Raw genomic sequence first — 22092 nt, forward strand, 5'->3', positions numbered from 1 at the left:
GAGAGGGTTATGCATACGCGATTTTTGTGGCTGGGGCTTGGGATGTTGATCGCCACAGGTGCCAGTGCCGAAGGCATGGAAGAACGCTTGCGCACGCAATTGCGCAGCACCACCCAGCAGCTCCAGGCCCTGCAAAGTCAGCAGGCCCAGGCCAGCGCCGCACAATTGGCGGCGCAGAACGAGGTGAAGGCCGGGCAGGCGCAAATCAAGCAATTGACCGCTGAGTTGGTCAAGACCAAAAGCCTTGCCGACCAATTGGTCGGGCAGCAGCAGAACCTGCACAGCCAGGCGCAGGCGCAAATGGCGGCCAGCAACGAGCAGACCGGCAAGTTCAAAAAGGCCTATGACGAGTTGCTTGTCATGGCCCGTGCCAAAGAAGCAGAACGGTCTAAGCTTCAAGCGCAATTGACTGAACGTGACACACAAGTGCAGCAATGTTCAGCCAAGAATCAGCAGATGTACGGCGTCGCCAAACAGATCCTCACGGCCTACGAACACATCGATGTCGCCGAGGTGATGAAGATCCGCCAGCCCTTCGCGGGCAGCGCACGGGTCAAGTTCGAAGAACTGACCCAAGGGTTTGGCGATGACCTCTACAAGACTCAATTCGATGCGCCGCAAGCCGCGCTCTCGCACTGATTAACAAGCCTGATAAACAAGGAAGAAACAATGACTCAATTGATCAACCACGTTTCCCCGCAATCGTTGACCGACGTCCTGCAAGCCGCCGGTTATCGCGTCAATCAGACTGAACAGAACGGCATCGTCCAGTTGCTCAGCGCCAGCCAGGGCATTGGTTACGCCGTGCGTTTCGGCAACCCGGCGGTGGAGCAGGGCAGTTACGTCGATTTCACGTTCAGTTGTGCGCTGCGCGTGCAGGGTGAGTTGCCGCAAGGTGTGGCCGAGCAGTGGAATGCCACCCGGCGCTTTGCGCGGTTGTCGTTGCAGGGCGAGTTTCTGGTGATGGAAATGGACGTGGTACTGGCCGCCGGCGTGAGCAACGACCACCTGCGTGGCAACCTCGAATTGTGGGATCGCCTGCTGCAGGAGTTCATCGTCTATCTGCGTGATTTCGCCCAGAGCGGTGCAACGGCTCAGACCGCCAAAGTGGCTGTCGCAGAGCAAGAGGAAGTCGCGCTGTGAAAAAACCAGCCATGGTGATCGGCGCGGGAGCTGTAGCGCTGTTGGTGGTGGCCGTGGCGCTGGTGGTGCGATCGGGCAGTGACCCGGTCGCCGCCCAGCAATCGTCGTCGGTGGCGGCGGTTGCTACGGGGCCGGCGGTGGCTCGGTTGGGCAGTCAGCAGGTCACACCGGCGGAATTGCAGGCGTTGCTGGCAACCGTTCCACCCGCGACCCGTGAGCAACTGCGCGGCAATCGCGAAGCGCTGGAGCGTTTGATCCGAGCACGACTGGCCGAGAAAGCGGTGCTGGAACAGGCCGATGCGCAGGGTTGGGCGCAGCGTCCGGACGTCGCGCAACAGACCCGTGCGGCGACCGAGCAAATCGTCTTCCGCGATTATCTGCGTTCGGTCAGCGAGGTGCCGGCGGACTACCCGAGTACGGCCGAGCTGCAGAAGGCATATGACGAAGGCAAGGCGAATTGGCAGACCCCGGCGTTGTATCGGATCAGCCAGATTTTCCTCGCGGTGAATGATCCGCAGAACCTTGATGCGGTGCGCAAGCAGGCTGCGGAACTGAGCAAAAAGGCGCAGGCGACGCCGGGGGATTTTGCTGCGCTGGCGACCCAGTATTCGCAGGATCGCGTGACGGCTGAACGTGGCGGCGACAGCGGTTTGCAACCATTGCAGCAACTGGTGCCGGAGGTGCGTGGCGTGGTGGCGCGGCTCAAGGTCGGTGCAGTGTCTGATCCTGTGCAAAGTGCGGCCGGTTTCCATGTGATCAAGCTCACCGAGCAGCAACCGGCGCGCACCGCGACGCTGGATGAACTACGCGACCAGCTGACTCAGGCGTTGCGTGCCCAGCGCCAGGAGCAGATTGCCCAGGCTTATCTGGACGGGATGCTCAACACCGCGACGCTGAGTATTGATGGTGCTGAGCTCAATAAGGTCCTTGAAGAAAAACAGTAATCCAGGTTCAACACTGAACCCCTGTGGGTTCAGAATATTTTCAAAGTGCTGGAAGCCATCAAACAACAAAGATCGACAGGGAGTCATTGATGTCATTCACCGAACCCGCAGGACGACAGGGCAGCGCCGAATTTCGCTGGGCGCAGGACGGCAGCGAACCCTGGCTGGCAAACGCCGCGAGCATCGACACCGACGTCGCGCAGTACTTTCTGGTCAGCGCCCGCTGCGGTTGCTTCATGCAGGCCGCGCGTAGCCTCAACGTGCGCTCGACCTTACTGCGCAAACAATTGGCGCAGCTTGAGCAGGAACTCCAGCACACCTTGTTCAGTTTTCAGGGCAGTGTGCTGAGCCTGACCCGTGAAGGCCAGCAGTTGCAGGCAAAACTGACCGCCCTGGCCCACGAACGCAAACTGCCGGTGGTCGAGCAGCCGCTGATTCGCCTCGCCGTCGCCGAGTCGATCCTGCACGACATTCTCGGCCGCGACCTGATCGCGCTGTTGCGCCGCAACGCCAGTGTGCGCCTTGAGATCATCGCCCTCGACAGTGAACTGTCCTTGCGCGCGGTCAGCGCCGACGTCGTTCTGTGGCTTGCTCCCGGAGACTCACCCAGCCCCGGTCCGTCCTTCGCCACCCATCAACCGCAACGGCTGGCGAGCCTTGACTACCTGCCGCACATCGCCAAACGCTATTCGCGTGTCACTGCACGCCCGGACAGTCCTGACGACCTCGCTGATTTCATGTTGGTGCAATGGCAGCACGACCGCCAGATCGACAGCTTTCGCCCGTGGAACGAGCTGGTGGAACAGCGTCTGGCCGGGGTGGTGCAGATGCAGTCCTACGAACTGATGCTGGAGATGATCCGTTGCAGTGCGTGCATCGGATTGCTGCCCATGTACATGAGTCGCTACGACCGTGGGCTGGTGGCGCTGCCGGGCCTGTTTGAGCAACCGATGCAACTGAATGCATGGCTGGCGGTGAATGCCGACTCGCAGAATGTCAGCGAAGTGCAAACCCTGATCGAACTCATCCACCACGCCTTCAATGAGCGCCAGGAATGGTTCCAGCCCTGAACCAAACCCCATGCATCCCCCATTCCCCCTGTGGGAGCTAGCTCCCACCGTTTGATATTCGCCAGACGCAATAGCACTGGTTTAGAGTGACCAGCCACACATCGATCCAGGAAGGATCTGCCATGCCTGACCACGACCCCGCCATTCACCTCGAGCGTTTCAACGAATCCCACGTCGAGGGTGTCACCGCGCTGTACAACGATGCCGCCGTCGCCCGGCAGGTGTTGCAGATGCCGTTTCAGTCCGCCGAGGTGTGGCGCCAGCGGGTACTAGCCGATAACGAGCGGGCGGTGAAACTGGTGGCGCTCCATCAGGGTGTCGTGATCGGTCACTTGGGCCTGGAGCATTTTTCGCGGATTCGCCGCAGCCACGCCGGCAGCTTCGGCATGGGTGTCGCGACCGCGTGGCAAGGCAAGGGCGTTGGTTCGACGTTGTTGGCGGCAGCGCTGGATGTGGCCGACAACTGGATGAATCTGCACCGCGTCGAGCTTTCGGTGTACGCCGACAACGAGGCGGCCATCGGTCTCTACCGCAAGTTCGGTTTCGAGACCGAAGGCCTGTTCCGTGATTACGCGGTACGCGACGGGCAGTGGGTCGACACCCTGAGCATGGCCCGCCTGCGCAATCGTCCGAAAACCTGACTCAGTCGCCCAGCGCGAACGCCACCGCCGACTGCGCATGCAGCTCGGTGGTGTCGAGCAGGGGCAGGGCGCTGTGTTCGGGTTTGATCAGCATGCCGATTTCCGTGCAGCCCAGAATGATTGCCTGGGCGCCGCGAGCGGTCAGGGATTCGATCACCTGCTGGTAGATCTTGCGCGATGCCTCGCTGATCACGCCGACGCAGAGTTCGTCGTAGATGATCCGGTGCACTTCTTTGCGCTCAGCGTCGTCCGGCACCACGACCGTCAAGCCTTGGGCGATCAAGCGCTGCTTGAGAAAGTCCTGCTCCATGGTGAACGCCGTGCCCAACAGCCCGACCGTACGCGCCTCGATTTTCAACGCCGCTTGCGCCGCTGGTTCGGCAATGTGCAAAAACGGAATGCTGATTGCCGCCTGAATCTGTTCGGCCACCTTGTGCATGGTGTTGGTACACAGCACCACACATTCGGCGCCGCCCGCTTCGAGCCTGCGTGCGGCGTCCACCAGGATCGCTGCCGCGTCGTCCCAACGCCCGGCATGCTGGGCCTGTTCGACCGGGCCGAAGTCGACGCTGTACATCAGCATCTGAGCCGACCGCAGCGGGCCGAGCTGATCGCGGACTTGCTGATTGATGAGGCGATAGTATTCGGCGCTGGACTCCCAGCTCATGCCGCCGATCAGGCCGATGGTGCGCATTCGATTTCCCCGGGCAGGTGCCCAGGCGAAAGGCCGGGCTGGAGCCGAGTGTCCATTTGTTCACCAGCGTGCGCCAGCGCAAATCAACTGTACTGATCATCCAGATGCAAAGTGTTTCGGTGGTCGCTTTCGAGGTTAAACGTACGCCAGTGCTTCGATCTGTCACTATCAGGTATCGCAGGCTCCTCAGAGGAATGTACCCATGAACGACGTACAACAACTGGGCGAAATGCTTCGTCACTATGCCGAGAGTGAGTCGCACAAGAAGCAGCTGTTCGAAACGCAGTCGCAGGTATGGGCGAAACGGATTACCGAATTGTTCGGGCAGATTCAGCAATGGCTTGAGCCGGTGCAGGCACCGGGTTTGCTGGAGGTCAGCCGTGAGGCGTATGTCGCGTTCGGCCCGAGCACTCCGGTCGAGACTTCAACCTTCAAGACCGAGAAACTGACCATTGTGATTGCCGTCAAACCGGTGGAGTTCGTGCCCGATGTGATGGGCAGTTCGGGACAGATTTCGTTGGCGGTGATGGGTTTGACAGCGGCGCGCTACGGCAGTATTTCGCTGGTGGGCCTGCCGGACGGGGAGTGGCAGTGGCGCAAGACCAACGGCCTGAAAGACCCGGATACCTTTGTGTTTGATGCGGATTTCCTGGCGTTGCAGTTGCAGAGCCTGATTCCTCGAGACCGCGGCTGAGCCCCCAAGGAAACACGCATTCCCCCTGTAGGAGCTGCCGCAGGCTGCGATCTTTTGATCTTTTTTTTTAAACGCAAGATCAAAAGATCGCAGCCTGCGGCAGCTCCTGCAGGAGGTTACATATCCAGGTTGACCCAACCCGGCTTCGCCACCTCCGGCGCCACCGCTTTCACGGCCTTGCCCGTCGCCAGCTCAACCCTTCGCGCCACCTCCGGGTCATCGGCAAACGGCACCATGCTCGCCTCATCCAGACTGTCTGCGGTCTCGCGGCGCAAGCAGTACTCCACCGCCAGCCACAGAAACACCACGCCCAACCCATTCAAGAAAAATTCGAACATGACCCGGCTCCCTGCCTCAGGCGATCTGCGCTTCGCGGTGCGCCAGTGCCACGTCCGCGACCCGCACGGTGCGCCAGATGTTGTAAGCCATCAGCAGCATCCCGGTCAGGAAGAACACCCCACCAGCAAAGCGCACGATGAACCCCGGATGGCTGGCCTGCAGCGCCTCGACAAACGAATAGGTCAGCGTGCCGTCCTCATTGATCGCCCGCCACATCAGGCCCTGGGTGATGCCGTTCACCCACATCGAAGCGATATAAAGCACCGTGCCGATGGTCGCCAGCCAGAAGTGCAAGTTGATCAGCGGCGTGCTGTACATCTGCTCGCGGCCAAACACTTTGGGCACCATGTGATACGTCGCTCCGAAGGTGATCATCGCCACCCAGCCGAGTGCCCCGGCGTGAACGTGGCCGATGGTCCAGTCGGTGTAATGGGAGAGGGCGTTGACGGTTTTGATCGCCATCATCGGACCTTCAAAGGTCGACATCCCGTAGAACGCCAGCGACAGCACCAGAAAGCGCAGGATCGGGTCGGTACGCAACTTATGCCAGGCGCCCGAGAGCGTCATCATCCCGTTGATCATCCCGCCCCAGCTCGGCGCCAGCAGGATCAGCGACATCGCCATACCCAGCGACTGCGCCCAGTCCGGCAGCGCGGTGTAGTGCAAGTGGTGCGGGCCGGCCCAGATGTACAGGGTGATCAGCGCCCAGAAATGCACGATCGACAACCGGTACGAATACACCGGCCGATTGACCTGTTTAGGCACGAAGTAATACATCATCCCGAGGAAGCCTGTGGTCAGAAAGAACCCCACCGCGTTGTGCCCGTACCACCACTGCACCATGGCATCGGTCGCGCCGGAATACACCGGATAGGATTTGAACCAGTCGACCGGAATCGCCAGATGGTTGACCACGTGCAGCATGGCGATCACCACGATGAACGCGCCAAAGAACCAGTTGCCGACGTAGATGTGTTTGGTCTTGCGCTGCACCACAGTGGTGAAGAACACCACGGCGTAGGCAACCCAGACCACGGCCATCCACACGGCACCGGAGAATTCGATCTCGGCGTATTCCTTGGTGGTGGTGTAGCCCAGCGGCAGGGTGATCAACATGATCACGATCACCGATTGCCAGCCCCAGAACGTGAACGCGGCGAGCTTGTCCGAATACAGCCGCACCTGACAGGTACGCTGCACGGCATAGTAACTGGCAGCGAATTGTGCGCTGCCGGCGAACCCGAAAATCACCAGGCTGGTGTGCAACGGTCGCAAGCGGCCGAAGGTGGTCCACGGCACGTCCAGATTCATCTCCGGCCATACCAGTTGCGAGGCGATCCATACCCCCATCGCCATGCCCACGACACCCCAGAAAACAGTCGCGATGACGAATTGGCGGACGACCTTGTAGTTATAAGCCTGTCCGATTGTTGCTGTGCTCATGGTCAGTTCATCCACGGTTGCAAAGTCTTGCCAGGCCACCCGGTCTGGCATGGGTTGCACTGTAGAAACCCCACCGGAAACAAAACAGGCTCAGGAATCTTTCATTTATGCGGATCAGATTGAAGTGCTGCCTGCGGCCATCTGACGCGCCCTGATACGGTTTTTATCCGTTCAGGTGAATCTGTAACGCGCTGCGCCGCTCCGTCATAGTGCTGTTACGAAAACTGGGGGAGCCGCTGCATGTATCAATACGACGATTACGACCGCGCACTGGTGTTCGAGCGCGTTGCGCAGTTTCGCGATCAGGTCGAGCGCTTCATGGCCGGGGAATTGAGCGAAGAGGAGTTCCTGCCGCTGCGTCTGCAAAACGGTCTGTACCTGCAAAAACACGCTTACATGCTGCGTGTGGCGATTCCCTACGGCACCCTCAGCGCCGCGCAAATGCGCACGCTGGCGAGCATCGCGGCTGACTATGATCGTGGTTACGGCCACTTCACCACGCGGCAAAACATGCAGTTCAACTGGATCGAACTGGCTGAGGTGCCGGACATTCTCGAACGCCTGGCGCAGGTCAACATGCATGCGATCCAGACCTCCGGCAACTGCGTGCGCAACATCACCACCGAAGCCTTTGCCGGGGTTGCGGCAGATGAGTTGATCGACCCGCGCCCCCTGGCGGAAATTCTCCGGCAATGGTCGACGATCAACCCGGAATTTCTCTTCCTGCCGCGCAAGTTCAAGATCGCCATCTGCTCGGCGAAGCAGGATCGCGCGGCGATCATGATGCACGACATCGGCCTGTATCTTTACCCCGGGCGCGATGGGCAAATGCTTTTGCGAGTGATCGTTGGAGGCGGGCTGGGACGCACGCCGATCCTCGGTTTGCAGATCCGTGACGGCTTGCCGTGGCAGCACTTGCTGTCCTACGTCGAGGCGGTGCTGCGGGTTTACAACCGCCATGGCCGGCGCGACAACAAGTACAAGGCGCGGATCAAGATTCTGGTCAAGGCACTGGGCATCGAAGCTTTCGCCAAAGAAGTCGAAGAAGAATGGCAGCACCTCAAGGACGGCCCGGCGCAGTTGACCGAGGCCGAATATCAGCGGGTTGCCAGTGCTTTCGTGCCACCGACGTATCACACGCTGCCCGACACCGATCTGGATCACGGCACGCGGCTGGCCGAAAACCCGGCGTTTGCCCGCTGGGTCGCGCGCAACGTGCAACCGCACAAAGTGGCGGGTTACACCAGCGTAGTCTTGTCGACCAAACCCGGTCAGGCCGCGCCGCCGGGGGACGTGACGCAGTTGCAGATGCTGGCGGTGGCCGATTGGGCGGAGCGCTTCGGTTTCGGCGAGATCCGCATCGCCCATGAGCAAAATATCGTCCTGCCCGATGTGCCGAAAGCCGATCTGTATGCGCTGTGGCAACTGGCGTGCGAGTTAAATCTGGGGACGGCCAACGTCGGCTTGCTGACTGACATCATTGCCTGCCCGGGCGGGGATTTCTGCGCACTGGCCAACGCCAAATCGATCCCGATCACCCAGGCGATTCAGGCGCGTTTCGACAATCTCGACTACCTGCACGATCTGGGTGACATCAGCCTGAACATCTCTGGCTGCATGAATGCCTGCGGCCATCACCACATCGGCAATATCGGCATCCTCGGCGTCGACAAGAACGGCAGCGAGTGGTACCAGATCACCCTCGGCGGCGCGCAGGGCAAGCACAGCGCGCTGGGCAAGGTCATCGGCCCGTCGTTCAGCGCAGCAGAGGTGCCGCAGGTGATTGAGCGGATCATCGGCACTTTTGTGCGTTATCGCGAGAGTGAGGAATTGTTTGTCGACACTTTGGCGCGGATCGGACTGGAGCCGTTCAAGGAACGTGTGTATCCCAAAGCTCTTGAGGTGCCGGCATGAACAATCTGCTGCGGTTGCACGAGGGCGTGGCGCAAATAGTCACGGACGATCCGTGGACGCTGGTCCGCGAGCCTGTGTTGGCCAGTGCTTCAGGATTGCTGATTCTGCCTTTGATTCATTGGCTGGAACGGCCTTCGACCCACGCCGTGTGGCTCGGCCCGGATGATGACGTCGAAAGCCTCGTGCCCTGGCTTGCGTCATTGCCCCTGATTGCGCTGGACTTTCCGAGTTTTCGTGACGGTCGCGCCTACAGCCAGGCCTATCTGTTGCGCAGCCGTTTCGGCTGGACCGGGGAATTGCGCGCGATTGGCGACGTGTTGCGTGATCAGCTCAGCCATATGCGCCAGTGCGGGTTCGACAGTTTTGCCGTGCGAGAAGACAAATCGGCTGAGGATGCGCTGAAGGGGTTGGCAGGGATGAGCGTGCTGTATGGCCGCTCAGTCATCGAGCCGCGCCCGTTGTTTCGTAGACGCTAATGAATCAAAAGATCGCAGCCTTCGGCAGCTCCTGCATGGGAACGCAGCTCTTGTAGGAGCTGCCGAAGGCTACGATCTTTTGATCTTGGCCATACCGGGGAAACCCCTAGAACCCTGGCTCATTCGGGATTTTTCCTTGGGTCGATGGTGGCCTTTTGGTAGAGTCGCCGTCGCCAGCGGGTTTTCGGCTGGACGGTAGAATCGAAGAAGGGAGTCTGATCAGTGAGTCCGGGCAAGAAAATCCTGGGCCTCACCGCGTTGCTTTTGATGCTGACGCTGTGGGCCAGTTACTTTTATGTATTCAATCAAAACCGCGACGGCCAACTCGGCGGTGTCGGTGAAAGCACCGCGTGGTGTGGCACGCCGCCGTCCACTGAAGCGGCGCTGCTGGGCAAGGACCAACTGACCTTGCGCGTCACCAACAACCTGCGTGGCGAGTTCATGCTCGGCGGTTCACTGGTGGTCTCCGAACGCACATTCAACCGCTACGATCTGGGCCGCAGCGAACTGCGTCTGCGTCTGGAACCGTTGCAGTGGTCCTACGGCGCGACGCCGATCTTCCTTGAACAGGTCAAGGTCCAGCCCCTGAGTCGCAACCTCTCAGCCACCAACAAAAGCGCATTTGCCGAACTTGAACCGCGTCCGATTGGCGTGCAGGGGCAGGTCACCGAGTTCCCGTTCGACACCTACCGTTACGGCTACAAACCGGTGCTGTATTACGTCAAAGGCAGCGATCGCATCGACCTGCGCTTCAAGAACATCACCACGCTGATGGAGATGTCCAATACCTTCACGCCGATCCAGAAGTACAACCGCGTCGACTACATCAACGAGAAAACCTCGCTGATCCGCGACGAAGACTACAAGGCCTACGGCCCGCACGAATGCGCATTCAGCGTCGAGCGCAAGGGCTCGTTCAAAGCCGTGGTGCTGTTGTTTCTGCTGGTGCTGTGTCTGCCGCTGTTGCTGGTGTTCTATCGCGAAGAGCCGGGGATCGATTTCCTCGCCACGCTGGTGGGTGTTGCGCTGGTGCGGGTGCTGCTGATCGGGCCGGTGGAGGATTTCCGGTTGTACAACATCGACTTCCTGTTTGGCGCTGCGATTTTGCTGGTGGGCACGGTGTCGTTGTACAAGGCGATGCGCGCCAATACCCGGCGAGAGATAGCGTTGCGCAGTGGTGAAACCTCTTCCTGGTGACGGGCTGAAGATCAAAAGCCCTTCACCCTGACCCTCCCGAAACGTCGGACCACCCGGAGGGAGAGGGCTAGGGTGAGGGGACAACAATCTCCAGCCGGTCACTTCAGCGCCGGGTCCCCCATACTCATCCTCTTCCTACTCCGCAACAGCATCTGCGCCCTTGGTGCCTTGCCGTTTTGCACTGCGAGAGCCGCGCATTGCGCTTCAACCGGTTGTACCTTGGACGAACCCTCCAGAATCACGCTTTTTTTGTGGTTTCAAATCGCAATTGCCGCGGTTTTAGCTATACCTGTAACTCCCCCTCACGCAATACATTCAGGCCTTCTGACAGGAGTTACAGCATGAAGCTAGCAGTAATGATGGGCACGCTGTGCATCGCCACCCTCGGCGTGGTGGGCTGCTCAAGCAAAACCGTCGCTCCCGATGAATACTCGGGGTTTCTCAAGGACTACAGTCAGCTGAAGGAGGCCAAGTCACCGTCCGGCGCCGAGGTGATGCGCTGGATGGACCCGAAACTCGACGTCAACAAATTCACGAGCGTTTACGTCGAGCCGAGCCAGCTCTATCCCAAACCACAAGCGACCGCCAAGGTCCCGCAACAGACTCTCAACGGCATTACCAGCTACTACGATCAGGCGCTCAAGCGTGAGCTCGGCAAGTCGTTGCCACTCGCCACCGGCCCTGGTCCTGGGGTGATTGTGGTGCGTCCGGCGATCACTGCTGTGAGCAGCAAGACCAAAGGCCTGCAGGTTTATGAAGTGATCCCGATTGCACTGGTGGCGGCGGCAGTGAGCACTGCCACGGGGATCCGCGATCAGGAAACTACCCTGGCCACCGAAGCGGTGTTCATGGATGGCGCCACCAACAAGGTTGTCGCTCAGGTTGTGCGTAAAGGGACTGGCAAACCGCTGGAGAACGACTCGCAAGTAATGCAGGCCAATGACGTCAAAGCCGTGATCGATGGCTGGGCTTCGGATCTGCATCAGTCCCTTCTCAAGCTTAAAGCGGGTAAATAACCACTTACCAGCGTAGGAGCTGCCGAAGGCTGCGATCTTTTGATCTTGATCGTTGAAAAGCAAATCAAAAGATCGCAGCCTGCGGCAGCTCCTACAGTAGGTCGCGTTCACGGAGGACTGCTCAGGGCTTTTTCGCTTGCTCGCGAATCCGCTCTTCCTGCTCCCGCAGCTCAGGCGTGAACTCGGCACCGAAATCCTCTGCCGAGAAGATCTGGCGAATCTCGATTTCAGAGTCACAGCCCGGCATCGGGTTGGGACAGCGTTTGACCCATTCGATAGCTTCCTCTTTCGACTTCACGTCCCAGATCCAGTACCCGGCCACCAGTTCTTTGGTTTCGATGAAGGGGCCGTCGGTCACTGTGCGTTTTTCACCCAAGCCCTTGAGCTGCGGAACGCTGCGCCTACAGGGGTTACGAGTTGTATGCAGTTTTCATTTCAGAACATGACAATTTCAGCGCGGGCATAGGTTGTCGAACAATTTCGTGGTTAACTTCGGCCCTTGCGTGATTTTCTAAAACAACGTTCAGAAGGACTCAAGTCATGGCTCAAGTCACCCTCAAAGGCAACCCGGTTCAAGTCAACGGCCAGTTGCCACAAGCCGGTTCCAAGGCGCCAGCCTTTTCCCTGGTTGCCGGCAATCTGTCCGACGTCACCCTGAAAGACTTCGCCGGCAAGCGCAAAGTGCTGAACATTTTCCCAAGCGTCGACACCCCGACCTGCGCAACCTCCGTGCGCAAGTTCAACGCCCAGGCCAACGACATCAGCAACACCGTGGTGCTGTGCATCTCGGCTGACCTGCCGTTCGCCCAGGCGCGTTTCTGCGGTGCCGAAGGTCTGGAAAACGTGCAGAACCTGTCGACCCTGCGTGGCGCCGAGTTTATCGAGAACTATGGTGTTGCCATCGCCGACGGCCCGCTGAAAGGCCTGACCGCCCGTGCCGTGGTAGTACTGGACGAGAACGACAACGTCCTGCACAGCGAACTGGTCAACGAAATCGCTGAAGAGCCGAACTACGACGCTGCTCTGGCGGTACTGAAGTAAACTGCGCAACAGCGCTTTTACAATTGTTAACGGCCTGGCCCTGTCCAGGCCGTTTTCATTTGTGTATCAGTGTTTTGACTCACACCTTGAAACGTAAGTTGAAGGTAAATTGCCGGTAAAGCTGCTTTGCTTAATTCCCGTCAGTGCTTATCGTTCAGCCTCCCGTAGAAGAAGCCCACGCGCCCAATGGTTAATCACTCCATGCAATCGTCTCCCCGCAACTCCCGTCGCTGGCTGTTCAGCCTGCTTGTCTTGTTGGTTATCGCCGTACTGTGCTGGAAATTCTGGCCCGCCGGTTCAGCCGACAAGGAGGGCGGCGAGAAGGCTGCAGCCGGACATGCCGGGCGTTCCGGGATGATGCGGCCGGGCTTCGGCGGCGGCACCGGGCCAATTCCTGTGCGCGTGGCGCCGGCGGTCACGGGTGACTTTCCGCTGTATTACAAGGCGCTCGGCACCGTCACTGCGCTCAACACCATCAACGTGCGCAGTCGAGTGGGTGGCGAATTGGTGAAAATCCATTTCGAGGAAGGCCAGATGGTCAAGGCGGGCGATTTGCTTGCCGAGATCGACCCGCGCTCCTACCAGAATGCCTTGCTTCAGGCGCAAGGCACTTTGATGCAGAATCAGGCGCAACTGAAGAACGCGCAGGTTGATGTCGAGCGCTATCGCGGTCTGTTCAAGGAAGACAGCATCGCCAAGCAGACGCTGGACACCGCCGAAGCGTTGGTCGGCCAGTATCTGGGCACGGTCAAGACCAATCAGGCGGCGGTCAACGACGCGAAACTCAATCTCGAATTTACTAAAATTCGCGCGCCCATTGCCGGTCGGGTCGGTCTGCGCCAAGTGGACGTCGGCAACCTCGTTGCGGCCAACGACACCACGTTTCTGGCGGTGATCACCCAGACTCAGCCGATCAGCGTCGCCTTCACCCTGCCGGAAAACAACCTCGAAACCGTGCTCGCCCGCTACCGCAGCGGTGCCAAGCTGCCGGCTGAAGCGTGGGATCGCGGCGACACCAAACTGCAAGCCACCGGTGTGCTGCAAAGCCTCGACAACCAGATCGATGTGGCCACCGGCACCCTGAAATTCAAGGCCCGTTACGATAACCGTGATCAGTCGCTGTTCCCCAATCAGTTCGTCAATGTGCACCTGCTGGCCGACACCCTGAAAAACGTCGTGTTGGCACCGTCCGCCGCGATTCAGTTCGGCACCAACGGCACCTTCGTCTATGCGCTGGATGGCGACAAGAAAGTCACGATCCGTCAGTTGAAGATTGGCGCCAGTGACGGTGAAAACACCGTTATCACTGAAGGCCTGGCCGCTGGCGACCGCGTAGTGCTGGAAGGCACCGACCGCCTCAAGGAAGGCAGCGAAGTGGAGGTGGTCAACGACAGCAATCAAGTGCCGACCACACCGACCGAACACCTGCAAGGCAAGTCCGCCGCCACACCGACTGATGCCGCTGTTTCCGACAAGGCCAAGAAGGGCGCATGAACATTTCGCGGCTGTTCATCCTTCGTCCGGTAGCCACCACCCTGAGCATGCTGGCCATTGTGCTGGCCGGCCTGATCGCTTATCGCCTGCTGCCAGTGTCGGCGCTGCCGCAGGTCGATTATCCGACCATCCGCGTCATGACCCTGTATCCCGGCGCCAGCCCGGACGTGATGACCAGCGCCGTCACCGCGCCGCTTGAACGTCAATTCGGGCAGATGCCGGGCCTGACACAAATGGCCTCGACCAGCTCCGGCGGCGCCTCGGTGCTGACCCTGCGTTTCAGCCTCGACATCAACATGGATGTCGCCGAGCAACAGGTGCAAGCGGCAATCAACGCTGCGACCAATCTGTTACCGACCGACTTGCCGGCGCCGCCGGTGTACAACAAGGTCAACCCGGCGGACACCCCGGTGCTGACCCTGGCCATCACCTCGAAAACCATGCTGCTGCCCAAACTCAATGACCTGGTCGATACGCGCATGGCGCAGAAAATCGCCCAGATCAGTGGCGTCGGCATGGTCAGCATCGCGGGTGGTCAGCGTCAGGCCGTGCGGATCAAGGTCAACCCGGAGGCGTTGGCCGCCAATGGCCTGAACCTGTCGGACGTGCGCACCTTGATCGGCGCCTCGAACGTCAACCAGCCGAAAGGTAACTTCGACGGCCCGACCCGGGTGTCGATGCTCGATGCCAATGACCAACTGACGTCGCCCGAGGACTACGCCAACCTGATCCTCGCCTACAAGAACGGCGCGCCGTTGCGGCTCAAGGATGTCGCGGAAATTGTCGATGGCGCCGAGAACGAGCGCCTGGCCGCGTGGGCCAACCTGAATCAGGCTGTGCTGCTGAACATTCAGCGTCAACCGGGCGCTAACGTCATCGAGGTGGTCGACCGGATCAAAGCCTTGCTGCCAAGCATCACCGACAATTTGCCGGCGGGCCTCGAAGTCACTGTTCTCACCGATCGCACCCAAACCATTCGCGCCTCGGTCACCGACGTGCAGCACGAACTGCTGATCGCCATCGCGTTGGTGGTCATGGTGACGTTCCTGTTTCTGCGCCGTTTCAGCGCGACGATCATTCCGTCGGTGGCTGTGCCACTGTCGCTGATCGGTACCTTCGGCGTGATGTATCTCGCCGGATTCTCGGTCAATAACCTGACCCTGATGGCGCTGACCATCGCCACCGGTTTCGTGGTCGACGATGCGATCGTGATGCTGGAAAACATCTCGCGCTTCATCGAGGAGGGCGACAGCCCGATGCAGGCCGCGCTAAAAGGCGCGAAGCAGATCGGTTTCACCCTGATTTCCCTGACCCTGTCGCTGATAGCCGTGCTGATCCCGCTGCTGTTCATGGCAGACGTGGTCGGGCGGCTGTTCCGCGAGTTCGCCATCACCCTGGCGGTGGCGATCCTGATTTCCCTCGTAGTCTCGCTGACCCTGACGCCAATGATGTGCGCGCGTCTGCTCAAGCGCGAACCCGAGGAGCATGAGCAGGGCCGGTTCTACCGGGCCAGCGGCGCGTGTATCGACTGGATGATCGCCGAGTACGGTCGGATGCTGCGCTGGGTGCTCAAGCATCAGCCGCTGACGTTACTGGTCGCCATCGGTACTCTGGCATTGACTGTGTTTCTCTATATGGTTGTGCCGAAGGGCTTCTTCCCGGTGCAGGACACCGGGGTGATTCAGGGTATTTCCGAAGCGCCGCAGTCGATTTCCTTCGCTGCCATGGGTGAGCGTCAACAGGCATTGGCCAAGGTCATTCTTGAAGACCCGGCAGTGCAGAGCCTGTCGTCTTACATTGGCGTCGATGGCGATAACGCCACGCTCAACAGCGGTCGGTTGTTGATCAATCTCAAACCACACAGCGAGCGTGATCTCACCGCTACCGAAATCATCGCTCGCCTGCAACCGCAACTGGACAAACTGGTCGGCATTCGTCTGTACATGCAACCGGTGCAGGACCTGACCATCGAAGACCGCGTCAGCCGCACCCAGTACCAGTTCAGCATGTCCTCGCCAGACTCCGAGCTGTTGAGCCAATGGAGCGGCAAATTGGTCCAGGCCCTGGCGCAACGTCCGGAGCTGACCGACGTCGCCAGTGACTTGCAGGACAAGGGTTTGCAGGTTTATCTGGTGATCGACCGTGATGCGGCGTCGCGCCTCGGTGTGTCGGTGGCGAACATCACCGATGCGCTGTACGACGCTTTCGGCCAGCGGCAGATCTCGACCATTTACACTCAGGCCAGCCAGTACCGCGTGGTGTTGCAGGCGCAGGCCGGGGAAAGGATCGGGCCGCAGGCGCTGGATCAGATTCACGTCAAGACCACTGACGGCGCGCAGGTGCGCCTGTCGAGTCTGGCTCATGTCGAGGAGCGCCAGGCGCAACTGGCGATCACCCACATCGGCCAGTTCCCGGCGGTGATGATGTCGTTCAACCTCGCGCCGGGCGTAGCGCTGGGGCATGCGGTGGATGTCATCGAACAGGTGCAGAAAGACATCGGCATGCCGGTCGGCGTGCAGACCCAGTTCCAGGGCGCGGCCGAAGCGTTCCAGGCATCGCTGTCGAGCACCTTGCTGCTGATTCTGGCGGCGGTGGTGACCATGTACATCGTGCTCGGCGTTCTTTACGAGAGCTATATCCACCCGATCACCATTCTCTCGACTCTGCCGTCAGCGGCGGTCGGCGCGTTGCTGGCATTGCTGCTCAGTGGTAACGACCTGGGCATGATCGCGATCATCGGCATCATCCTGCTGATCGGCATCGTCAAGAAGAACGCGATCATGATGATCGACTTCGCCCTAGACGCGGAACGCAATCAGGGCATGGCGCCGCAGGAGGCTATCTATCAAGCGGCACTGCTGCGTTTCCGACCGATCCTGATGACCACGCTGGCGGCGCTGTTCGGTGCCGTGCCATTGATGCTCGCCACCGGTTCCGGGGCTGAGCTGCGCCAGCCTTTGGGTCTGGTGATGGTCGGCGGCTTGCTGGTGAGTCAGGTGCTGACGCTGTTCACCACACCGGTGATCTACCTGTATTTCGACCGTCTGGGCCGACGTTTTGGCAAAACCAATGCCGACACCGAAGAGGTGGCGGTATGAAGGCAGCGGCGAGCTTCCAGCCTCAAGCTGCAAGATACCTGGCTTTTAGCTTGACGCTTGAAGCCTGGGGCTCGGCGCTATGAATCTTTCTGGTCCTTTCATCAAGCGTCCGGTGGCAACCATGCTCCTGAGCCTGGCGATCATGCTGCTGGGCGGTGTCAGCTTCGGCTTGCTGCCAGTGTCTCCGCTGCCGCAAATGGACTTTCCGGTGATTGTCGTGCAGGCGAGCCTGCCCGGCGCCAGTCCGGAAGTCATGGCGTCCACCGTGGCGACGCCGCTGGAGCGTTCGTTCGGCGCCATTGCCGGCGTCAACACCATGAGCAGCCGTTCGAGTCAGGGTTCGACCCGGGTCATTCTGCAATTCGATCTCGACCGCGACATCAACGGCGCGGCGCGGGAGGTGCAGGCCGCGATCAATGCTTCGCGCAATCTGTTGCCGAGCGGGATGCGCAGCATGCCGACCTACAAAAAGGTCAACCCGTCGCAGGCACCGATCATGGTGCTGTCGCTGACCTCGGATGTGCTCGAAAAGGGCCAGCTCTACGATCTGGCGTCGACGATCCTCTCGCAGAGCCTGTCGCAGGTGCAGGGTGTCGGTGAGGTGCAGATCGGCGGCAGCTCGCTCCCGGCGGTGCGCATCGAACTCGAACCGCAGGCACTCAACCAATACGGTGTAGCGCTGGACGATGTGCGTAAAACCATCGCCGATGCCAACGTGCGCCGGCCGAAAGGCTCGGTCGAGGACGGTCAGCGGCTGTGGCAGATCCAGGCCAACGATCAGCTGGAGAAAGCCAAGGATTACGAATCGCTGATCATCCACTACGCCGACGGTGCCGCGCTGCGCCTGAAGGATGTGGCCAAGGTCAGTGACGGTGTCGAAGACCGTTACAACAGTGGTTTCTTCAACGATGACGCGGCAGTGCTGCTGGTGATCAACCGCCAGGCCGGCGCCAACATCATCGAGACGGTCAACGAGATCAAGGCACAGTTGCCGGCGCTGCAGGCGGTGTTGCCGGCCAGCGTCAAGCTGAATCTGGCGATGGACCGCTCGCCAGTCATCAAGGCAACCCTGCACGAAGCCGAGATGACCCTACTGATCGCCGTGGCGTTGGTGATCCTGGTGGTGTTCCTGTTTCTGGGCAACTTCCGCGCCTCGCTGATTCCGACTTTGGCGGTGCCGGTGTCGTTGGTCGGCACATTTGCGGTGATGTACCTCTATGGCTTCTCGCTGAACAACCTGTCGCTGATGGCGCTGATTCTCGCCACCGGGTTGGTGGTGGACGATGCCATCGTGGTGCTGGAAAACATTTCCCGGCACATCGACGAAGGCGTCAAACCGATGCAGGCGGCCTATCTGGGCGCCAAGGAAGTCGGCTTTACCTTGCTGTCGATGAACGTGTCGCTGGTCGCGGTGTTCCTGTCGATCCTGTTCATGGGCGGGATTGTCGAGAGCCTGTTTCGCGAGTTTTCCATCACTCTGGCCGCGGCCATTGTGGTCTCGCTGGTGGTGTCCCTGACGTTGACGCCGATGCTCTGTGCGCGGTGGCTCAAGCCGCATACGCCGGGGCAGGAAAACCGCCTGCAACGCTGGAGTCGCAGAACCAACGACTGGATGGTCGCCAGGTACGCCACCAGCCTCGACTGGGTGTTGCGCCACCGTCGCCTGACGTTGCTCAGTCTGTTTGTTACCGTTGGCGTCAACGTCGCGCTGTACGTGGTGGTGCCGAAAACCTTCATGCCGCAACAGGACACGGGGCAGTTGATTGGTTTTGTGCGTGGTGACGACGGTCTGTCGTTCAGTGTCATGCAGCCGAAAATGGAGATCTTCCGCCGCGCCGTGCTCAAGGATGAAGCGGTAGAAAGTGTCGCCGGGTTCATCGGTGGCAGCAACGGCACCAACAACGCCTTCATGCTGGTGCGTCTGAAACCGATCAAGGATCGCCAGTTGTCGGCGCAGAAGGTTATCGAGCGCCTGCGCAAGGAAATGCCCAAGGTGCCCGGTGCGCAACTGATGCTGATGGCGGATCAGGATCTGCAATTTGGCGGTGGCCGCGAGCAAACCTCGTCGCAATACAGCTATATCCTGCAAAGCGGCGATCTCGGTGAACTGCGTAAGTGGTATCCGAAAGTGGTCGCCGCGCTGCGAGCCTTGCCGGAGTTGACGGCGATCGACGCCCGCGAAGGCAAGGGCGCGCAACAGGTGACGCTGATCGTCGACCGCGACCAGGCCAAACGTCTTGGCGTGGACATGGACATGGTCACTTCTGTGTTGAACAACGCCTACAGCCAGCGCCAGATTTCGACGATCTACGACAGCCTCAACCAGTATCAAGTGGTCATGGAGGTCAATCCGAAATACGCCCAGGACCCGGTGACGCTCAAGCAAGTGCAGGTCATCACCGCTGACGGTGCGCGGGTGCCGCTGTCGACTTTTGCTCACTATGAAAACAGCCTCGAAGACGATCGCGTCAGCCACGAAGGCCAGTTCGCTTCCGAAGATATTTCCTTCGACATGGCCGAAGGCGTGACCGTGGAGCAGGGCAGTGCCGCCATCGAGCGGGCGATTGCCAAGGTCGGCTTGCCGGAAGATGTCATCGCGAAAATGGCCGGCACCGCCGATGCCTTTGCCGCGACCCAGAAGAGCCAGCCGTTCATGATTCTTGGCGCGCTTCTGGCGGTGTATCTGGTGCTGGGCGTGCTCTATGAAAGCTACATCCATCCGCTGACGATTCTTTCGACGCTGCCCTCGGCCGGGGTGGGCGCGTTGCTGTCGATCTATGTGCTGGGTGGTGAGTTCAGCCTGATCTCGTTGCTCGGATTGTTCCTGTTGATCGGCGTGGTGAAGAAGAATGCGATCCTGATGATCGACCTCGCATTGCAACTGGAACGGCATCAGGGCATGACTCCGCTGGAGTCGATCCGCAGCGCCTGTTTGCAACGACTGCGACCTATCCTGATGACCACGCTGGCGGCGATCCTCGGCGCCTTGCCGTTGCTGCTCAGCCGCGCCGAAGGTGCCGAAATGCGCCAGCCATTGGGCCTGACCATCATCGGCGGGCTGGTTTTCAGCCAGGTGCTGACGCTTTACACCACGCCTGTGGTTTACCTCTATCTCGACAAGCTGCGCCATCGCTTCAACAAATGGCGTGGCGTGCGTACTGATGCCGCTCTGGAAACTCCGCTATGACTGACCGTTCGCTTTTCAATCTGGCCACTGCTCGCGGCTCGCGCCTGTTGAGCCTGTCATTGTGTGTGGCAATGCTCAGTGCCTGCGCCGTCGGCCCGGACTACCAGCGCCCGCAGACAGCGGAAATCGCTCAATACAAGGAAGCCGCAGGCTGGCGCCAGGCCAACCCGAGCGATTCGCTGGCCCGCGGCGCGTGGTGGGAGCTATACGGCGATCAGCAACTCAACGGCCTGATCGAGAAACTCAACAATGCCAACCAGACGGTCGCGCAATCGGAAGCCCAATACCGTCAGGCCCAGGCCTTGGTGCGCAGTGCGCGTGGAGCGTTTTACCCCAGTGTCGACCTGAGCGTCGGCAAGACACGTTCCAGTCAGGGTACCGGCAGCAGCAGTTCGAGCCTGAGCAGTTCATCCAGCGGTATTCGTGATACCTACAACGCGCAATTGGGCGTCAGTTGGGAAGCCGATATCTGGGGCAAGCTGCGCCGCGGGCTTCAAGCCGATGAGGCCAGTGCCCAGGCGAGCTTCGCCGATCTGGCGGCGATGCGTTTGAGCCAGCAGTCGGAGTTAGTGCAGAACTACCTGCAACTGCGGGTCATCGATCAGCAGAAGCGTTTGCTCGAAGCCACGGTTGCGGCGTATGAGCGTTCGCTGAAGATGACCCAGAACCAATACCGCGCGGGCGTTTCCGGGCGCGACGCGGTAGCCCAGGCGCAGACGCAGCTCAAAAGTACCCAGGCTGATCTGGTCGATCTGATCTGGCAGCGGGCGCAGTTTGAAAACGCCATTGCCGTGCTGACCGGGCAAGCGCCGGCAAACTTCGACATCGCCGAAACCCAGACCATTCCGAACCTGCCGCAGGTGCCGTTGAACCTGCCTTCGCAACTGCTTGAGCGCCGCCCGGATATCGCGTCGGCCGAGCGCTCGGTGATTGCAGCCAACGCCAACATCGGCGTAGCCAAAGCTGCCTATTACCCGGATCTGTCGCTGAGTCTGAGCGGTGGCTACAGCAGCAGCACGTCAAATGACCTGATCAGCCTGCCGAACCGCTTCTGGTCGGTGGGGCCGAAACTTAACTTGCCGCTGTTCGACGGCGGCATACGTTCGGCAGAGGTCGACCGTACTGAAGCGGTGTACGACCAGACGGTGGCCAAGTACCGGCAGACGGTGCTCGACGGTTTCCGCGAGGTGGAAAACTATCTGGTCCAACTCAAGGTGTATGAGGACGAAGCGGCGGTGCGCCAGGAAGCGCTGGATGCTGCCCGGGATTCGCTGCGCCTCACGGAAAACCAGTACAAGGCCGGGCTGATTGCCTATATCGACGTGGTGGTGGTGCAGGCCACGGCGCTGAGCAACGAGCGCAATGTGCTGAATATCCTTCAGAGCCGGCTGATTGCCAGTGTGCAACTGATTGCTGCGTTGGGCGGTGGATGGGATGGGCAACTTCCCGCCGAATGACTGTGTAGGAGCTGCGCAACGCTGCGATCTTTTTATCCTGGTCTTTAGAGGCAAGATCAAAAGATCGCAGCCTTCGGCAGCTCCTACAAGGGGTTTTTGGGGGCTGTGATTACCGCGCCAGAGCCCGCCAGGACGATCAAACAAGCGTTTCATCGGGTTGATGGCAAAATGGTTACTTTGTCAGTGCGTTCTTCTGTGCAATCAGTACAATCGCCGCATTTGCCCGACCGAGAATGGACGCAAG

The 22092-nt window shown here is 60.0% G+C and carries 18 protein-coding genes and 1 pseudogene; 15 read left to right on the forward strand and 4 right to left on the reverse strand.

The features are described 5' to 3' along the window. The first annotated feature begins 9 nt into the window (after window positions 1-9). From H8B20_RS19675 to H8B20_RS19695, 5 genes are all read left to right on the forward strand, one after another. Window positions 10-639 (forward strand): DNA repair protein, encoded by a 630-nt coding sequence (locus H8B20_RS19675; RefSeq protein ID WP_210624267.1) that lies wholly within the window; start codon window positions 10-12, stop codon window positions 637-639. A 30-nt stretch (window positions 640-669) separates the two neighbouring features. Beyond that, complete coding sequence (locus H8B20_RS19680) at window positions 670-1143, forward strand: YbjN domain-containing protein (RefSeq protein ID WP_210624268.1); 474 nt, start codon at window positions 670-672, stop codon at window positions 1141-1143. Then, on the forward strand, window positions 1140-2087 hold the full coding sequence (locus H8B20_RS19685) for a peptidylprolyl isomerase (protein ID WP_210624269.1): 948 nt from the start codon (window positions 1140-1142) through the stop codon (window positions 2085-2087). The genes H8B20_RS19680 and H8B20_RS19685 overlap by 4 nt, the downstream gene beginning before the upstream one ends. Window positions 2088-2176: 89 nt before the next feature. Continuing rightward, complete coding sequence (locus tag H8B20_RS19690; protein ID WP_210624270.1) at window positions 2177-3157, forward strand: LysR family transcriptional regulator; 981 nt, start codon at window positions 2177-2179, stop codon at window positions 3155-3157. A 122-nt stretch (window positions 3158-3279) separates the two neighbouring features. After that, window positions 3280-3798, forward strand: coding sequence for a GNAT family N-acetyltransferase (locus H8B20_RS19695; protein ID WP_047300894.1), 519 nt, complete (start codon window positions 3280-3282; stop codon window positions 3796-3798). 1 nt (window position 3799) lies between these two features. Here H8B20_RS19695 and H8B20_RS19700 read toward each other — a convergent pair whose 3' ends face one another. Next, window positions 3800-4492 carry an aspartate/glutamate racemase family protein gene (locus tag H8B20_RS19700; protein WP_200614503.1) on the reverse strand — a complete coding sequence of 231 codons (693 nt, stop codon included), beginning with the start codon at window positions 4490-4492 and terminating at the stop codon, window positions 3800-3802. A gap of 202 nt (window positions 4493-4694) precedes the next feature. Between H8B20_RS19700 and H8B20_RS19705 the strand changes: the two genes are divergently transcribed. After that, window positions 4695-5186 (forward strand): hypothetical protein, encoded by a 492-nt coding sequence (locus tag H8B20_RS19705; protein WP_210624271.1) that lies wholly within the window; start codon window positions 4695-4697, stop codon window positions 5184-5186. A gap of 116 nt (window positions 5187-5302) precedes the next feature. Here H8B20_RS19705 and H8B20_RS19710 read toward each other — a convergent pair whose 3' ends face one another. Both H8B20_RS19710 and ccoN read right to left on the reverse strand, forming a co-directional pair. Continuing rightward, window positions 5303-5524 carry a hypothetical protein gene (locus H8B20_RS19710; protein WP_042558980.1) on the reverse strand — a complete coding sequence of 74 codons (222 nt, stop codon included), beginning with the start codon at window positions 5522-5524 and terminating at the stop codon, window positions 5303-5305. Between the two features lie 16 nt (window positions 5525-5540). Continuing rightward, entirely contained in the window at window positions 5541-6968 is a 1428-nt protein-coding gene (ccoN, locus tag H8B20_RS19715; RefSeq protein ID WP_115147994.1) for a cytochrome-c oxidase, cbb3-type subunit I, read from the reverse strand. Window positions 6969-7208: 240 nt separating this feature from the next. Here ccoN and H8B20_RS19720 point away from each other — a divergent pair, with 240 nt between their 5' ends. The 4 genes from H8B20_RS19720 to H8B20_RS19735 all read left to right on the forward strand — a co-directional run bounded on the left by H8B20_RS19720 (window position 7209) and on the right by H8B20_RS19735 (window position 11571). Next, window positions 7209-8882, forward strand: a complete 1674-nt coding sequence (locus H8B20_RS19720) for a nitrite/sulfite reductase (protein WP_210624272.1) — start codon at window positions 7209-7211, stop codon at window positions 8880-8882. Next, window positions 8879-9358: a DUF934 domain-containing protein gene (locus H8B20_RS19725; protein WP_210624273.1), complete on the forward strand. Its 480-nt coding sequence runs from the start codon at window positions 8879-8881 to the stop codon at window positions 9356-9358. The genes H8B20_RS19720 and H8B20_RS19725 overlap by 4 nt, the downstream gene beginning before the upstream one ends. Before the next feature lie 222 nt (window positions 9359-9580). Further along, window positions 9581-10555 (forward strand): hypothetical protein, encoded by a 975-nt coding sequence (locus H8B20_RS19730; protein WP_210624274.1) that lies wholly within the window; start codon window positions 9581-9583, stop codon window positions 10553-10555. Between the two features lie 341 nt (window positions 10556-10896). Then, window positions 10897-11571, forward strand: coding sequence for a DUF3313 domain-containing protein (locus H8B20_RS19735; RefSeq protein ID WP_210624275.1), 675 nt, complete (start codon window positions 10897-10899; stop codon window positions 11569-11571). Window positions 11572-11692: 121 nt separating this feature from the next. Here the strand turns inward: H8B20_RS19735 and H8B20_RS19740 are convergent. After that, window positions 11693-11944: pseudogene (locus H8B20_RS19740) on the reverse strand (YciI family protein); the annotation flags it as partial. A gap of 167 nt (window positions 11945-12111) precedes the next feature. On the opposite strand from H8B20_RS19740, the gene tpx reads away from it, so the two are divergent. The 5 genes from tpx (at window position 12112) to H8B20_RS19765 (ending at window position 21848) form a co-directional block, all read left to right on the forward strand. After that, window positions 12112-12612 (forward strand): thiol peroxidase, encoded by a 501-nt coding sequence (tpx, locus tag H8B20_RS19745; RefSeq protein ID WP_210624276.1) that lies wholly within the window; start codon window positions 12112-12114, stop codon window positions 12610-12612. 186 nt (window positions 12613-12798) lie between these two features. Beyond that, a complete protein-coding gene (locus H8B20_RS19750) occupies window positions 12799-14106 on the forward strand; it encodes an MdtA/MuxA family multidrug efflux RND transporter periplasmic adaptor subunit (RefSeq protein WP_210624277.1) in 1308 nt (435 codons plus the stop codon). Continuing rightward, window positions 14103-17204 carry an MdtB/MuxB family multidrug efflux RND transporter permease subunit gene (locus H8B20_RS19755; protein ID WP_210624278.1) on the forward strand — a complete coding sequence of 1034 codons (3102 nt, stop codon included), beginning with the start codon at window positions 14103-14105 and terminating at the stop codon, window positions 17202-17204. Before H8B20_RS19750 ends, H8B20_RS19755 begins: the two co-directional genes overlap by 4 nt. A gap of 79 nt (window positions 17205-17283) precedes the next feature. Then, the gene (locus H8B20_RS19760) at window positions 17284-20391 is read left to right on the forward strand and encodes an efflux RND transporter permease subunit (RefSeq protein ID WP_210624279.1); all 3108 of its coding nucleotides are present in this window, start codon (window positions 17284-17286) and stop codon (window positions 20389-20391) included. After that, window positions 20388-21848, forward strand: coding sequence for an efflux transporter outer membrane subunit (locus H8B20_RS19765; protein ID WP_210624280.1), 1461 nt, complete (start codon window positions 20388-20390; stop codon window positions 21846-21848). Before H8B20_RS19760 ends, H8B20_RS19765 begins: the two co-directional genes overlap by 4 nt. Window positions 21849-22092 lie beyond the last annotated feature (244 nt).

This window comes from Pseudomonas sp. P42 (genome assembly GCF_017973755.1).
GTDB classification, from domain to species: Bacteria; Pseudomonadota; Gammaproteobacteria; order Pseudomonadales; family Pseudomonadaceae; genus Aquipseudomonas; species Aquipseudomonas iridis.

What these genes read in the sequence shown, in the direction of transcription:
- H8B20_RS19700 (WP_200614503.1), bottom strand. Translation starts at nt 4,492, where the DNA reads ATGCGCACCATCGGCCTGATCGGCGGCATGAGCTGGGAGTCCAGCGCC.
- H8B20_RS19755 (WP_210624278.1), top strand. Translation starts at nt 14,103, where the DNA reads ATGAACATTTCGCGGCTGTTCATCCTTCGTCCGGTAGCCACCACCCTG.
- H8B20_RS19680 (WP_210624268.1), top strand. Translation starts at nt 670, where the DNA reads ATGACTCAATTGATCAACCACGTTTCCCCGCAATCGTTGACCGACGTC.
- H8B20_RS19710 (WP_042558980.1), bottom strand. Translation starts at nt 5,524, where the DNA reads ATGTTCGAATTTTTCTTGAATGGGTTGGGCGTGGTGTTTCTGTGGCTG.
- H8B20_RS19760 (WP_210624279.1), top strand. Translation starts at nt 17,284, where the DNA reads ATGAATCTTTCTGGTCCTTTCATCAAGCGTCCGGTGGCAACCATGCTC.
- H8B20_RS19735 (WP_210624275.1), top strand. Translation starts at nt 10,897, where the DNA reads ATGAAGCTAGCAGTAATGATGGGCACGCTGTGCATCGCCACCCTCGGC.
- H8B20_RS19720 (WP_210624272.1), top strand. Translation starts at nt 7,209, where the DNA reads ATGTATCAATACGACGATTACGACCGCGCACTGGTGTTCGAGCGCGTT.
- H8B20_RS19765 (WP_210624280.1), top strand. Translation starts at nt 20,388, where the DNA reads ATGACTGACCGTTCGCTTTTCAATCTGGCCACTGCTCGCGGCTCGCGC.
- H8B20_RS19695 (WP_047300894.1), top strand. Translation starts at nt 3,280, where the DNA reads ATGCCTGACCACGACCCCGCCATTCACCTCGAGCGTTTCAACGAATCC.
- tpx (WP_210624276.1), top strand. Translation starts at nt 12,112, where the DNA reads ATGGCTCAAGTCACCCTCAAAGGCAACCCGGTTCAAGTCAACGGCCAG.
- H8B20_RS19725 (WP_210624273.1), top strand. Translation starts at nt 8,879, where the DNA reads ATGAACAATCTGCTGCGGTTGCACGAGGGCGTGGCGCAAATAGTCACG.
- H8B20_RS19705 (WP_210624271.1), top strand. Translation starts at nt 4,695, where the DNA reads ATGAACGACGTACAACAACTGGGCGAAATGCTTCGTCACTATGCCGAG.
- H8B20_RS19675 (WP_210624267.1), top strand. Translation starts at nt 10, where the DNA reads ATGCATACGCGATTTTTGTGGCTGGGGCTTGGGATGTTGATCGCCACA.
- H8B20_RS19750 (WP_210624277.1), top strand. Translation starts at nt 12,799, where the DNA reads ATGGTTAATCACTCCATGCAATCGTCTCCCCGCAACTCCCGTCGCTGG.
- ccoN (WP_115147994.1), bottom strand. Translation starts at nt 6,968, where the DNA reads ATGAGCACAGCAACAATCGGACAGGCTTATAACTACAAGGTCGTCCGC.
- H8B20_RS19690 (WP_210624270.1), top strand. Translation starts at nt 2,177, where the DNA reads ATGTCATTCACCGAACCCGCAGGACGACAGGGCAGCGCCGAATTTCGC.